The sequence below is a fragment of the Pedobacter sp. GW460-11-11-14-TSB4 genome (assembly GCF_059423705.1).
Genome location: NZ_JBWKYI010000009.1, coordinates 1 through 13,243 on the forward strand (window position 1 = coordinate 1; position 13,243 = coordinate 13,243).

Here is a 13,243-nt window from a genome sequence, read left to right on the forward strand (position 1 = left end):
ACTGTTGTTTGTTCTTCATAATAACTTCTTTCAATCATGTTTAAGGTTTAAGGCGAAAGGCAGATAGGCATAAGGGTGAACCTTATACCCTACAACCCTCCACCTTCTACCTCAATAAAATATTTAGGTGCCTATATCGGTGGTGTCCACCTCTTCCCATTCCGAACAGAGAAGTTAAGCCCACCAGAGCCGATGGTACTGCGGTAACACGTGGGAGAGTAGGTCGGTGCCAAATCTTAAAAGAAACCCTTTAACAGTAATGTTGAAGGGTTTTCTTGGTTATATACAAGGCCATGTGTTTTAAGGCTGCATAATTTGAAATATTGAAATCGATATAAAAATATTTAGGTGCCTATATCGGTGGTGTCCACCTCTTCCCATTCCGAACAGAGAAGTTAAGCCCACCAGAGCCGATGGTACTGCGGTAACACGTGGGAGAGTAGGTCGGTGCCAAATCTTAAAAGAAACCCTTTAACAGCAATGTTGAAGGGTTTTCTTGGTTTATAAGCTTTTGTAAACCTTTTACTCTCAATTACCATTAAGCAGTTAAGAAAGTTAAGGATTTAGTTCCCGCAGATTACGCTGATCCCCGCTGAGTATATGCCATCTTCTCTGTTGTTATAGCTCCAGCCCAGCTTGAATAGCCCTGATGGCAGTGGAAATCCCTTTTGGTTAAAGCTATATTGTTGATAATACAACTATCCAAAAGGATTGCAGCGCACAGCAGGACAGAACCCGGCCTACATGGTGCAGAAATTGCGCTCCAAAAAATATATTTATTTGAAAAGATGTACTTTGTTGAAGTGGACTACTTAAATAGCTAGATTAAATTATGCGTTGGCGGCTTCTTCTTTTACCGCTAACTGGCCACAAGCGGCATCAATATCTTTCCCACGGCTACGGCGGATATTGGTATTGATTCCCTGACTTTTTAAGTAATTAGAAAAAGCATCGATCTTATCGCCTTCTGCATTGGTGAAATCGGCGAAAGAAATCGGGTTATATTCAATAAGGTTTACCTTGCAAGGGATATGTTTGCAGAATTTAGCTAAATCCATGGCATCAGAAATTTCATCGTTAAAATGATTAAAAACGATGTATTCGTAAGTTACCGGATTTTTGGTTTTGGCAAAATAGTATTTAAGGGCATCTGCCAGCGCTTTTAACGAGTTGGCCTCATTGATAGGCATGATCTCATTACGCTTTTTATCATCGGCCGCATGAAGCGAAAGTGCCAGATTAAATTTTGCGCCATCGTCGCCCAATTTCTTGATCATTTTAGCAATACCAGCAGTAGAAACTGTAATGCGCTTATAGCTCATGTTTAAGCCATCTGGAGCAGTAATACGCTCAATAGACTTCAATACATTGGCATAATTCAACAGCGGCTCGCCCATGCCCATATACACGATATTGGTAAGGGGGTTATTATAGTTCTGTTTAGCCTGCTTATCGATTAATACTACCTGATCATAAATCTCATCAGCATTTAAATTACGCTTACGATCCATGTAGCCGGTTGCACAGAATTTACAGGTTAAACTACAACCTACTTGCGAGCTTACACAGGCCGTCATGCGGTCTTCGAGAGGAATTAAAACCCCTTCTACAATATTGCCGTCGGCTAGCCTGAAAGTATTTTTTATGGTATGGTCGTTACTGAATTGAGAATTGTTGACCTGAACAGCATTAATAGCAAAGGTTTCATCCAATGCTTTACGAAGATCCTTAGAAAGATTACTCATTTGCTCGAAACTCGTAGCCGACTTTTCCCAAAGCCACTGGTAAATTTGCTTGGCCCTAAATGCAGGCTGTTGCATTGCTACCAGGTGTTGTTGCAATTGAGGCAAATCTAATGCACGGATATCGGTTTTTTTTGCTGTTACCATTTGTTGCAAAGGTACTTAAAAAAGGCAGAAGGTAAAAAGGTGCAAGGTATAAGGCACTTAGATAAGACCGAATTTTACAATTGCTTGGCTTATCTTCCTCTGCCTCTTGTATTTGACTTGCTTGCAGGCTTACCTTTTGCAGGTTTCGAGTTTCTGTTTCCGGTGTTACTTTTACCAGTGGGTTTTGAGCCTGAATGACCAGTCTGTTTTTTGCCAGAAGATTTTTGGCCTGATGATTTTGCCTTAAAAGATTTTTTAGGCTGTTCTTCCCTAAGTTCAGGGATTTCTTCCCAGGCATTGGCTTTTTTCTTAGCAGCACTTTTTGGCTTTGATTTAGCTTCAGAAGATGAATTTTCGACACTTTTGGTGATACTCTTCATCTCCTCTTCTGTAAGTTCCCTAAATTCTCCTGTCGGAATGCCTTTTAAATTGATATTCATGATACGTGTACGCTCTAATTTGGTCACTTCATAACCAAAATGCTCGCACATTCTGCGGATCTGCCTGTTTAAACCCTGAATTAAGATAATATTAAATACGAATGTACTAATCTGACGTACCTTACATTTACGCGTATTTACCCCCAGGATGGGAACACCGTTACTCATCTCGAAAATGAAATCTTCGGTGATGGGTTTATTAACGGTAACTACGTATTCCTTTTCATGTTTATTTCCTGCCCTTAAAATTTTGTTAACGATATCGCCATTATTGGTCAGGAAGATCAGACCTGAGGAATCTTTATCCAAACGGCCAATGGGAAATATCCTTTCGCTATGATTGACATAATCAACAATATTATCGCGTACGCTGCCTTCTGTAGTACTGGTAATGCCAACAGGCTTGTTAAAAGCCAAGAGGATGAAATTACTTTCTTCTTTAGGTTCGATATTATGGCCGTTTACCATCACTTTATCGCCCGCAAAAACCTGATCGCCTACTTTAGCTCTTTTCCCGTTGATGAAAACGGTGCCTTTTTCGATATAACGGTCTGCTTCACGGCGTGAACATAATCCACTTTCACTGATGAATTTATTTAAACGGGTTGCAGAGTTATTGTTCATGCTGCAATTTTACGGAAATAAATCGTGTTATCCATTCTCCAGGCTGGCAACAAATGAATCAACAGTGCTTTTGAGTGCGGTTAAAGTTTCTTTATCTGTAATTGCCGCCTCATTGTCGATCTTCGATTTTGCAAATGAAATCAACTGGGGCGATACCCTCGCTTCAATTACGGTTAAAATATCGATGAGCGATTGATAAGCTTTTTCGCCCTGTGTGGAGGCAACGAGCGCTAAAACAGGTTTCCAGGAAAATGATGCTGAACTTACGGTCCAATCGAGCAGGTTTTTTAGCGAACCCGGTAAACCCATCGCGTATTCTGGGGTTGAGATAATGATGCCTTCTGCCCTTTGAATGGCTAAGCGAAGGTCTTCTATCGCCTTTGGCGGATTTTCCTGGTCTAAATCAGGATTGAAATGTGGAATATCTGCAATGGATGAAAAGTTTGTTACCTCAAAGTCAACGTCCAAAAGCCGGGAGATAGCCTTAATGTAGAGCCCATTGGTTGATACCGTTTTCGTACTCCCGGAGATTGCCAATATTTTTTTCATTGCTAAAAGTAGCAAAGTGGAGATGGAATATCAAGATTGCCAGGTAATCCAACCGTCATTTCAAAACGGGCTGTTGAAACGCACCAGGTGTCAACAGCCCATTCAAAAAAATGATAACAAACTAAAAATTCTGGTCATCGGCACTTGGCCCATAACTTCCAGGGATTGGAATATCCAATAATCTTAAATAAACACCCAGTTGAGCCCGGTGATGAGATGTTTGGCTAAGCGAATGACGGATGGTTTCATATTTAGAATAATCGGCCAGTACCTGTTTGCCCATACTCAATACCCAACGTCCATTCAAGCTTTCTTCTGTAGCTTTTTCTAATTCCGCTTTTCCTTTTGCATAATTTTCTTCCAGAATTTTAACCAGGTCATTGGCATTTTCGACAGGTTGTTCTACATAAGGTGCTGTTTCGAAATCCAGCCCATCAGTAGTTAAAGCCAGTGAAACCCAGCTCGGCAGATCGGCAATATGAACTGCAAGCGATTTCATTTTCATGCTTTTTTCGTGTGGTGCCCAGTCGAATTTGTCAACCGGTACAATAGCCAGGAATTTTTTTGTGGTATTAAATTCGGCTTCCAACTCTTTCAATAATAATTTAATAATGTCCATATTTTTCTGTTTTGTTTTTTCTGCGGTGTTTAAATCCATTAGTAATAAATCGGCTATACTCATGATTTTGATGTTTGTTTACACAAAGAAAATACAGCCCACTGACAACCCTATGGCAGCGTGAAAAATATTATTTTTAATAATTTACAGGAAGCAGATGCATGTATTCGCTCAGTGGCATGTGCTGCGTTTTTTTGAAAGGAATGCCCAGGTTTTTAAGGCAGATGATTCGGGTGAGGTTAAAATCACGGTATTCATTACGGTAATGGCACCAGGCAATTAAATGCCAGCTAAAGGCATAAAAAATCAGGCCAATTGGCTCTACTTCTCTTTTGCTCACTTCTTCTTTATTGTTTTTATAATCGAGTTCGATCAGGTGTTTTTCGGCTATGGCATGCTGAATAAGTGACAGGTATTCGAAGTTAAAATTTAGCCTTTCCGGAATCTGCAGTTTTATATGTTGATTTAAGGTTTCGAGCTTTTCTTTTTGACCCGTTTTTAATACTGCTTTTACTTTTGTCAGTGCTGTAGAATAATGGGTACGGATCGAGTTATCGGCAAATCCATTCACTAAACTTTCAACCAATAGCAGCGCATTGGCTTCGTCCATATTAAAAGAAACTGGTGGCAGGAAATAACCCTGAACCAGATAATAACCTTTATGTTGCTCAAAACTTACCGGTATCCCCTGTTCTCCCAATGCTTTGATATCGCGATAAACTGTACGAATACTCATATCAAATCTTTCCGCAATTTTTTCTGCAGTAATGTATTTTCGGGATTGAAGCAGGGTTAAGATTCCGAAAAGTCGGTCGATACGGTTCATAGTTTGTTTTTTTAGGCGATTAAAATTAAAGTTTTTTAATCAATTTTTCTTGTGGTACGTTATTTGTAAAAGATAAATACATATCAATTCTACAGGTTAAACCGTTATCATTAGGGTTTATCATACATAATCTGAATTAAATGGCTGCTGTTATCCAAAAGCGTTTCTTCCGGGCAATAAAAAGTAAAGTAATTATAGGTTTCCTGTTTGCCTGTTTTGCTTTGTTAATGGCATGGGGCATCAGCAAGTTTGCTTTTACACGGATGCTGGATACTGTTGAAGAAATTTCGGCCCCGAACGACCGCTTAAGGATTGTAAATGATCTCTCGCACAAAATTGCCCGGTTAGATCAGTTGCAAAGGGATGAGGCATTCAATAAACAAGGTACCTATAGTTTTCTGAAAGAATCACGTAAGTTAAGAAACAGTTTAGATACCTTACGTAAACTGTACAGGGGCGATTCTGCCCAGCTGGCACGGATAAAGTCGATCAAGAATCTGCTAACCGACCGGGATAAGCAATTTATCAATTATTTAAAGGTGAGAGAAACATTGGTGAATACCAAATCGTTCTCTGATGAAGTTCAGAAATTAAATGAACTGGTTGCGATAAGGGCAAGACAAACCGATAGTGCGGTTTTAACAACAGAAACAACCACCTCTACCACGACAGTTGCGCCTGAAGAAGAGAAGAAATCGCGGAATTTTTTCACCAAGCTTTTTGGAAAGAAAAAATCGGAGGTATATAAAATTATTAACGAAGAGTTTAAAGTAAAACGCGATACCTTAAATGCAAAGGCGGAAGACAGCATCATGAAGAGTATGACCGGTTCGTTAAAAAACATCGAACTGGAGCAACGTCAGAAAAGCCAGAAATTTTTAAAACGTGAAGCGGATTTATCCAATGCCAGTAATGCTTTAACTGCCCAAATGCTGCAGATTTTAAGAGAGGTGGAGGGTGAAGCAGTGGCCCAGGTAGATTTAAATGGTATACAGGCCAAAGAAGTGGTTAATGACGGGATTACGCAGATCACCACCATTATTATTATCTTTTTTCTGTTAACAGTTATTCTCCTGTATTTAATTTTGGCTGACATTACAAAAAGTAACCGATACAGAAGGGCCTTAGAGCTTGCTAAAGATGAAGCAGAATACCATGGTAAAGCGAAGCAACGGTTCTTGTCGAACATGAGTCACGAGATCAGGACACCGCTACAATCTATTTTAGGCTATGCTGAGCTGATTACCCAGCAGGAGGTACCGAATAAGAAAGATGTGGATGCGATTTATCAATCTTCCATTCATTTACTTCAGATCGTGAACGAGGTATTAGATTATAACCGGATTATTTCAGGTGAATTTAGTTTCAATAACCAGGTATTCAATATCAGAAAAGCCCTGGATGAGGTAGTTTCGGTCATGCGGCCACTCGCAGAACAGAAATCGCTGCAATTAAACGCAAAACTTGATCTTGCCCAGCTTGAATTTGTAAAGGGCGATGCATTTAGATTAAAGCAGATTTTATTTAATTTGTTGGGCAACGCTGTAAAGTTTACCCTGAAAGGTGAAATTAACTTATCCGTTTCATATAAAAAGCAAGGAGATGACCTGCACTTTCATTTTACCATAACAGATACGGGAATTGGCTTCGAAGAAAAAGATATTCCTAAAATATTTAATGAATTTGAGCAGATCGAATCTCCAGAGAAATATATTATTAATCAGGCTGGAACAGGTTTGGGGTTGCCTATCGTTAAATCTTTGATCGAAACACAAGGTGGAAGAATTTATGTGAAAAGTAAACCGGGCATGGGTACTACATTTAATATTTACATGAAATATGAAAATACCACCGAACGTGTAAGCGATACCCTTGATTTAGAACATTATGCCATTGTAAATCCAGGCACAGTTTGGGCAATTGATGATGATAAACTTATTCTCGATTTGTGTGGAATGATTTTTCAGAAAAACAAAATCCCATTTAGAAGTTTCACCCAGGTGGCCGATATCTTGCATGCAGAACCTGAACTGGACTTAAAATATATATTGGTTGATATGCGCATGCCAGAAATGACGGGTTTCGAACTTTGTCATTTATTAAAAAAGAAACTCCCAGCTCACATTAAATTTTACGCCATTACCGCACAGGTTTTACCAGAAGAACGCGAAATGGTTTTAAGCGAAGGTTTTGATGGGCTGATTATGAAACCGTTTAGGGCTGTAGATATCCTTTCTATATTTGACCGGGCCGAAATTTTAACCGAACAACCAGAAGTCGATTTTTCTTCCATTGAGAAAATGACCTTTGGCGACCAGCAAATGTTGGAGAAAATATTGAACCGTTTTAAACAGGATTCTATAGATGATGCTGCATTGCTGAAAAAACATTTAACCGATAATGATCCGGATCAGGCGAGGTTATTGGTTCATCGCCTGGCCGGACGGACAGCACAGATGGGTTCAAAAACGTTAGCAAATGCATTCCGGCTCCTGGAAATAGAAATTGCCGAAAAAGGCTTAACTAAAAATATTAAGTCTGAAGTTTTATTACAGATCAGAAAATTAGATAGTTTAATTGCCTTCATGGAAGAGATGGATTACGCCAGTGCGGAGTAATTATTCTATGCCATATCGCTCCATTTTAGCATAAAGCGTTTTACGGTCGATGTTTAAAATCTTGGCCGCTTTTGATTTGTTATGCCTCACTTTGATCAAGGTTTCAGTAATCAAAGCTTTTTCATTCTGTTCATTCACTGCTTTCAGGTCGGATGAATTACCTGGGGCGGATTGATGATGGACAGATATCATCATTTCATCAGGTAATGCATTAATTTGGGCAACATCACCAGGACTCAATAAAACCATGCGTTTAATCACATTGCTGAGTTCTCTCAGATTTCCTGGCCAATCGTAACTCAGCAGAAGTGCTTTGGCCTCACTCGAAACACTTTTCACGTTCCGTTCTAAATCGCGGTTTGATAGCTGTATAAAATGGTTGATAAATAGTTCCAAATCTCCGCCTCTATCTCTCAATGGTGGAAGCTGGATTTTAAACTCATTTAGCCGGTGATATAAATCTTCTCTAAATTCTCCCTGTTGCATGCTATTGGCCAGGTCGTCATTCGTAGCCGTAATAATGCGCACATTTACCGGAATCTGTTTGGTACTGCCCAAAGGCTGGATTACCCTTTCTTGTAATGCCCGGAGTAATTTAATCTGTACTTCGTAGCTCAGGTTGCCCACTTCATCTAAAAACAAAGTTCCGCCGTTTGCAGCCTCAAACTGTCCTTTTTTGTCGTTTAATGCACCGGTAAAAGCACCTTTTACATGTCCGAATAATTCGCTGGCCGCTAAATCTTTCGATAAAGCTCCGCAATCTATGGCCACAAAAGGTTTATCGGCACGTTTGCTCTGCTGGTGCAGGGTTCTGGCAGCAAATTCTTTTCCTGTACCGCTTTCGCCCTGTATAATTACCGACATATCAGTTGGGGCTACCAAATTGATGTGTTCATACAGTTTATCCGCAATTGCACTTTTCCCTTTTATAAAATCACTGTTTGTTTCTTTTGGTTCAACACTCTTTAAATCCTTTTTAGTTAAAGAATTTTTGATCACCATTAATAACTCATCCGGATTAACCGGCTTGGTAATGTAATCAAAAGCACCTAATTGTATAGATCTGACCGCAGTTCTAACATCATTAAAACTGGTCATTACGATTGCGGGTATAGACAAACCCAGATCACGGATGTGGCTAAGCACTTCAAGACCTGTTCCATCCGGAAGACGGTAATCAATCAAAAGTAAGTCGAATTCATTGTTTTCTACTTGCTTAAATGATTGCTTTACCTGGGTTACAAGGGTGATTTCATGACCGTTTTTGGTTAAAAAACCTTCAAGTAATTGAGCAAATGTGGTATCGTCTTCTAAAATCAGGATTCTCGCCATGTAACAAAAATAAGAAAAGCCGGACATAATCCGGCTTTCTTGTAATAGGTAGATGTAATTATTTTGGGTTTTATTGTACTGGCTTACCGTCTTTATCAATTTTAACTGAACCAGTTTCTGCTTCTTTTTTAACATTGATTAAATAGTATTCCTTTGTTCCTTCTTTAACAGACCAGGCTTCAGTAGCGGTCCATCCTTTATAAGCATCAGATTTTAATGCTGTTGTAACTGGGGCAGGAAGCTCTTCCAGTTTAACCGGAGTTTTTACTGCACTGTCCTGAACTGCAACAATTGCAGCATTTTTGATTGTATTTACTTCACTTGCCTGTACTGCTGAGAATCCTGCAAAAGCTAAGAACGCAGCTGATAAAATTAATTTTTTCATGGGATATATTTTTTAGTTTATGCGCAGCCCGAAGGCCGCGCTTATATTGATTATGCCTATGTGGCGTAATTATTTGAGATTATTGAACTGGTTTACCGTCCTTGTCGATTTTAACCGAACCGGTTTCAGCTTCTTTTTTAACGTTGATTAAATAATACTCTTTGGTGCCTTCTTTAACCGAGAAAGCTTCAGTTGCAGTCCATCCTTTATAAGCATCAGATTTCAATGCGGTGGTTACTGGTTCAGGTAATTCCTCCAGTTTAACCGGAGTTTTTACGGCACTATCTTGAACTGCAACAATTGCAGCGTTTTTGATTGTATTTACTTCACTTGCTTGAACAGCTGTGAATCCTGCGAATGCTAAAGTAGCGGCTAAAATGATCTTTTTCATGATATTCTGTTTTAAATATGGTTGGTAACTTGCGTTACGTTAAATACTCGTTAATTATGGAGCGGTAACTCTTTTTATTATTATTGAACTGGTTTACCGTCTTTGTCGATTTTAACCGAACCGGTTTCAGCTTCTTTTTTAACGTTGATTAAATAATATTCTTTAGTACCTTCTTTAACTGAGAAAGCTTCAGTAGCGGTCCAGCCTTTATAAGCATCAGATTTTAATGCTGTTGTTACCGGAGCAGGAAGTTCTTCCAATTTAACCGGAGTTTTCACTGCGCTATCTTGAACTGCAACAATTGCAGTAGTTTTAAAATCTTTTACTTCACTTGCCTGTACTGCTGAGAATCCTGCTAATGCTAATACGGTTGCTGCTAAAACGAACTTTTTCATAGTATATATTTTAAAATTTAATTTGTGTAACAATACTTGCTAATGTTTCACAATGATGCCAAATCGTATATTTTGTTTAATTTATTGTTTTACAGGTGATTATGTGTGTGCCAAAGTTTTGACGGTGTGGAGTTTCTCCACACTTTGGGGTGAATGACTACAAATTTTGCAGATATTGTTGGCGTTTATAAACCGAGAGGCATTTGTAAACTTATTAAACATACCTAAAACTAAACTCCATACTCCACTTATTGTCATGCTGAACTTGTTTCAGCATCTTTTCAGCAAAATAGCTCCTGATCCCGAAGCTTCGGGACAGGGTGATGACTACTAAAAGATAGATTTCGGGATACTCAAAAAAGAAATTCAAAAAAATAACTTTCAATTTTTAAAAAAGAAGATTTTTTTCTATCATTGCAGCCCGATTAAAAGCCTCCTTAGCTCAGCTGGTAGAGCAACTGACTTGTAATCAGTAGGTCATTGGTTCGATTCCGATAGGAGGCTCTTTTTCTTTCCCCTTTTTCTAATTTCTTTAGAAAGTAAATCAAAAATCATTTCATCATCAAAATAGGCCAGGCGTAGAAAAATATTTTTATTTGCCCCGGTTATTCCGCTAATTTGCGATATGTTAAAATACTTTTCAGCCGATTGGATATTTCCTGTATCATCCCCGCCGATTAAAAACGGTGTGGTAGCCGTAAATGAAGTTGGCAAAATTGAAGAAGTATTAACCGAAGAAGAGGCCGGAGATCTTAATCTGGATATCCTCAGGTATAAAGGCGCAATTGTTCCGGGTTTTATCAATACCCATTGCCATTTAGAACTCTCGCATATGTTGGGGCAAATTCCAGAACAAACGGGCCTCGTAGAATTTGTGCAAAGCATTATTAAAAGCAGACAGGGCGATGCAGAAGAAATTAAAGCAGCGATGTATGCTGCTGACCAGAAAATGTTCGAAAACGGGATTGTAGCCGTTGGCGATATTTCCAATCAAATTTCGTCAAAAGAAGTAAAAGCGCACAGCAAAATATACTACCATACTTTTATCGAAGCCATGGGCTTTAATCCCGAACGGGCCGATGCAATAATGGATTATGCAAAGGGGATTAAGCATGCATTTGGTGCTTTGCCCACCTCAATTGTACCACATGCTCCTTATTCAGTATCTCCTGAATTGTTCCGGTTAATAAAAGAGGAAGCCGAAAAAGATAAGACCTTTATAAGTGTTCACAATCAGGAAACCAAAGATGAAAATGCCTTTTTCGAAAATAAATCGGGTGGATTTTTAGACCTATACCAATTTTTAGGGCTCGATATTTCTTTCTTCGAACCCACAATAAAAACATCGTTACAAACCTGGCTGCCCTATATTAAAGAGCAGAAGACTTTGTTGGTGCACAATACTACTTCGAGTAAAGCTGATATCGCCTTTGCAAAGGAAAACAATAATAATCTGTACTGGTGCCTTTGCCCGCAAGCTAACTTATATATCGAAAATGTTTTGCCCGATGTTGACCTTTTAATTGAAGAAAATGTAAGGATTACCTTGGGTACAGATAGTTTGGCGAGTAATCACCAGCTTAATATCCTGTCAGAAATGATCACCTTGCAGCAACACAAGCAGGTAACTTTTGAAAAACTTTTGCGTTGGGCAACGATAAACGGGGCCGAATTTTTAGCGCTCGAGCAACAAATCGGAACAATAGAAGTTGGTAAAAAGCCTGGATTGAATTTAATCCAGCTGTCTGCCGATTTTAAGATTGAAAATGATCAGGTAGAAAGGCTAATTTAGAATATATGAATCCAATCTGTAAACTTTTCAATATTAAATACCCTATTATTCAGGCCGGAATGGTTTGGTGTAGTGGCTGGAGATTGGCATCGGCAGTTTCGAATGCAGGAGGACTTGGTATTATTGGAGCGGGTTCCATGTATCCTGATGTTTTAAGAACGCATATCCAGAAGTGCAAGCTAGCTACCGATAAACCCTTTGGTGTTAACATTCCATTGCTCTACCCCAATATACAGGGAATTATAGATGTAGTAATCGAAGAGAAAGTAAAAATTGTATTTTCTTCTGCCGGTAATCCTGCCACATGGACCAGTTTTTTAAAAGAAAAAGGTATTACTGTTGCTCATGTAATTGCGAATACAAAATTTGCCATAAAAGCGCAGGAAGCTGGCGTTGATGCCATTGTTGCCGAAGGCTTTGAAGCGGGTGGGCACAACGGGAGGGAAGAAACCACTACCATGTGTTTAATCCCGATGATAAAAGAGGCCGTTAAAATTCCGGTTATCGCTGCTGGTGGTATCGGGAGTGGAAAGGCTATGCTGGCTGCATTTGCATTAGGTGCCGATGCCGTTCAGATCGGTTCGGCCTTTGCTGTTGCAGAAGAATCATCTGCCCATCCGGCGTTTAAAGATAAAATTATTGCGGCTGCTGAAGGCGATACTAAGCTGGCCATGAAAAAACTGGTTCCGGTGCGCTTGCTAAAAAATGAATTTGCTGATGCGGTATCGGTGGCAGAAGCTGAAGGCGCAGATCGAAACCGCTTAATGGAGCTTTTGGGCAGAGCAAGGGCAAAAGCCGGTATGTTTGAGGGCGATATGGAAAACGGAGAACTCGAAATCGGTCAGGTTTCAGCGATGCTGAGTGAAATTAAACCTGCAAAAGAAATCCTTGAAGAAATATGGTTGGGTTTTAGGTCCGAAATACAAAGATTTAACCGTTTACAAAACGAATTGGACTTATAAACATAGGGATACACAATTGCTTTACTAACTTTGCAGTATTAAAAGTTTAACATGACCGAAAAAGATGTAAAGTCCCCTTCAGGGGATTTAGGGGTGAAACACCTCAATATAACGATAACAGGTAAAGTGCAGGGCGTTGGCTTTAGGGAAACTACAAAAATTATTGCCAACCAAATGATGGTACAGGGTTTTGTGAGGAACGAAAAAGATGGATCGGTTTACATCGAAGCAGAAGGGGAAGATATTTTTCTGGAAGAATTTGTAAACTGGTGCCACGAAGGACCCGACCGTTCGCGTGTAGAAAATGTGACGGTAAGCGATGGTGAAGTAAAAAACTATCGTAATTTTGAAATCTTAAGGAAATAAATTGCTGAATTGTTGGATTGCTATATTGTTCCGCTCAGGAGCTTATCTCAATACG

The 13,243-nt window shown here is 39.4% G+C and carries 13 protein-coding genes, 1 tRNA gene and 2 rRNA genes; 7 read left to right on the forward strand and 9 right to left on the reverse strand.

The window, feature by feature from the left end:
- Positions 1–123: 123 nt before the first annotated feature.
- Together rrf (AC07YT_RS10895) and rrf (AC07YT_RS10900) are read left to right on the forward strand one after the other, a co-directional pair.
- A 5S ribosomal RNA gene (rrf, locus tag AC07YT_RS10895) occupies positions 124–235 on the forward strand.
- Between the two features lie 109 nt (positions 236–344).
- Positions 345–456, forward strand: a 5S ribosomal RNA gene (gene rrf / locus AC07YT_RS10900).
- A 374-nt stretch (positions 457–830) separates the two neighbouring features.
- Here the strand turns inward: rrf (AC07YT_RS10900) and rlmN are convergent.
- From rlmN to AC07YT_RS10925, 5 genes are all read right to left on the reverse strand, one after another.
- Positions 831–1,889: a dual-specificity RNA methyltransferase RlmN gene (gene rlmN / locus AC07YT_RS10905; RefSeq protein ID WP_086548108.1), complete on the reverse strand. Its 1,059-nt coding sequence runs from the start codon at positions 1,887–1,889 to the stop codon at positions 831–833.
- A gap of 89 nt (positions 1,890–1,978) precedes the next feature.
- Positions 1,979–2,953, reverse strand: a complete 975-nt coding sequence (rluF, locus tag AC07YT_RS10910) for a 23S rRNA pseudouridine(2604) synthase RluF (protein ID WP_086548107.1) — start codon at positions 2,951–2,953, stop codon at positions 1,979–1,981.
- Positions 2,954–2,980: 27 nt separating this feature from the next.
- A complete protein-coding gene (locus tag AC07YT_RS10915; protein WP_086548106.1) occupies positions 2,981–3,502 on the reverse strand; it encodes an NADPH-dependent FMN reductase in 522 nt (173 codons plus the stop codon).
- Positions 3,503–3,623: 121 nt separating this feature from the next.
- Positions 3,624–4,184 (reverse strand): DinB family protein, encoded by a 561-nt coding sequence (locus AC07YT_RS10920; RefSeq protein WP_086548105.1) that lies wholly within the window; start codon positions 4,182–4,184, stop codon positions 3,624–3,626.
- Positions 4,185–4,257: 73 nt separating this feature from the next.
- Positions 4,258–4,947 (reverse strand): helix-turn-helix transcriptional regulator, encoded by a 690-nt coding sequence (locus AC07YT_RS10925; protein ID WP_086548104.1) that lies wholly within the window; start codon positions 4,945–4,947, stop codon positions 4,258–4,260.
- 140 nt (positions 4,948–5,087) lie between these two features.
- On the opposite strand from AC07YT_RS10925, the gene AC07YT_RS10930 reads away from it, so the two are divergent.
- Entirely contained in the window at positions 5,088–7,565 is a 2,478-nt protein-coding gene (locus AC07YT_RS10930; protein ID WP_086548103.1) for an ATP-binding protein, read from the forward strand.
- On the opposite strand, the gene AC07YT_RS10935 is transcribed toward AC07YT_RS10930, so the two are convergent.
- The 4 genes from AC07YT_RS10935 to AC07YT_RS10950 form a co-directional block, all read right to left on the reverse strand.
- Positions 7,566–8,897: a sigma-54-dependent transcriptional regulator gene (locus tag AC07YT_RS10935; RefSeq protein ID WP_086548102.1), complete on the reverse strand. Its 1,332-nt coding sequence runs from the start codon at positions 8,895–8,897 to the stop codon at positions 7,566–7,568.
- Between the two features lie 70 nt (positions 8,898–8,967).
- Positions 8,968–9,282: a hypothetical protein gene (locus tag AC07YT_RS10940; RefSeq protein WP_057931901.1), complete on the reverse strand. Its 315-nt coding sequence runs from the start codon at positions 9,280–9,282 to the stop codon at positions 8,968–8,970.
- A gap of 79 nt (positions 9,283–9,361) precedes the next feature.
- The gene (locus tag AC07YT_RS10945; protein WP_086548101.1) at positions 9,362–9,673 is read right to left on the reverse strand and encodes a hypothetical protein; all 312 of its coding nucleotides are present in this window, start codon (positions 9,671–9,673) and stop codon (positions 9,362–9,364) included.
- An 80-nt stretch (positions 9,674–9,753) separates the two neighbouring features.
- Complete coding sequence (locus AC07YT_RS10950; RefSeq protein WP_086548100.1) at positions 9,754–10,068, reverse strand: hypothetical protein; 315 nt, start codon at positions 10,066–10,068, stop codon at positions 9,754–9,756.
- A gap of 431 nt (positions 10,069–10,499) precedes the next feature.
- Between AC07YT_RS10950 and AC07YT_RS10955 the strand changes: the two genes are divergently transcribed.
- The 4 genes from AC07YT_RS10955 to AC07YT_RS10970 all read left to right on the forward strand — a co-directional run bounded on the left by AC07YT_RS10955 (position 10,500) and on the right by AC07YT_RS10970 (position 13,188).
- Positions 10,500–10,572, forward strand: a tRNA-Thr gene (locus tag AC07YT_RS10955).
- Between the two features lie 121 nt (positions 10,573–10,693).
- Positions 10,694–11,860 carry an amidohydrolase family protein gene (locus AC07YT_RS10960; RefSeq protein ID WP_086548099.1) on the forward strand — a complete coding sequence of 389 codons (1,167 nt, stop codon included), beginning with the start codon at positions 10,694–10,696 and terminating at the stop codon, positions 11,858–11,860.
- A gap of 5 nt (positions 11,861–11,865) precedes the next feature.
- Positions 11,866–12,822 carry an NAD(P)H-dependent flavin oxidoreductase gene (locus tag AC07YT_RS10965; RefSeq protein WP_086548098.1) on the forward strand — a complete coding sequence of 319 codons (957 nt, stop codon included), beginning with the start codon at positions 11,866–11,868 and terminating at the stop codon, positions 12,820–12,822.
- A 51-nt stretch (positions 12,823–12,873) separates the two neighbouring features.
- A complete protein-coding gene (locus AC07YT_RS10970; RefSeq protein ID WP_494945315.1) occupies positions 12,874–13,188 on the forward strand; it encodes an acylphosphatase in 315 nt (104 codons plus the stop codon).
- Positions 13,189–13,243: the final 55 nt, after the last annotated feature.

What these genes read in the sequence shown, in the direction of transcription:
- rlmN (WP_086548108.1), bottom strand. Translation starts at nt 1,889, where the DNA reads ATGGTAACAGCAAAAAAAACCGATATCCGTGCATTAGATTTGCCTCAA.
- rluF (WP_086548107.1), bottom strand. Translation starts at nt 2,953, where the DNA reads ATGAACAATAACTCTGCAACCCGTTTAAATAAATTCATCAGTGAAAGT.
- AC07YT_RS10915 (WP_086548106.1), bottom strand. Translation starts at nt 3,502, where the DNA reads ATGAAAAAAATATTGGCAATCTCCGGGAGTACGAAAACGGTATCAACC.
- AC07YT_RS10920 (WP_086548105.1), bottom strand. Translation starts at nt 4,184, where the DNA reads ATGAGTATAGCCGATTTATTACTAATGGATTTAAACACCGCAGAAAAA.
- AC07YT_RS10925 (WP_086548104.1), bottom strand. Translation starts at nt 4,947, where the DNA reads ATGAACCGTATCGACCGACTTTTCGGAATCTTAACCCTGCTTCAATCC.
- AC07YT_RS10930 (WP_086548103.1), top strand. Translation starts at nt 5,088, where the DNA reads ATGGCTGCTGTTATCCAAAAGCGTTTCTTCCGGGCAATAAAAAGTAAA.
- AC07YT_RS10935 (WP_086548102.1), bottom strand. Translation starts at nt 8,897, where the DNA reads ATGGCGAGAATCCTGATTTTAGAAGACGATACCACATTTGCTCAATTA.
- AC07YT_RS10940 (WP_057931901.1), bottom strand. Translation starts at nt 9,282, where the DNA reads ATGAAAAAATTAATTTTATCAGCTGCGTTCTTAGCTTTTGCAGGATTC.
- AC07YT_RS10945 (WP_086548101.1), bottom strand. Translation starts at nt 9,673, where the DNA reads ATGAAAAAGATCATTTTAGCCGCTACTTTAGCATTCGCAGGATTCACA.
- AC07YT_RS10950 (WP_086548100.1), bottom strand. Translation starts at nt 10,068, where the DNA reads ATGAAAAAGTTCGTTTTAGCAGCAACCGTATTAGCATTAGCAGGATTC.
- AC07YT_RS10960 (WP_086548099.1), top strand. Translation starts at nt 10,694, where the DNA reads ATGTTAAAATACTTTTCAGCCGATTGGATATTTCCTGTATCATCCCCG.
- AC07YT_RS10965 (WP_086548098.1), top strand. Translation starts at nt 11,866, where the DNA reads ATGAATCCAATCTGTAAACTTTTCAATATTAAATACCCTATTATTCAG.
- AC07YT_RS10970 (WP_494945315.1), top strand. Translation starts at nt 12,874, where the DNA reads ATGACCGAAAAAGATGTAAAGTCCCCTTCAGGGGATTTAGGGGTGAAA.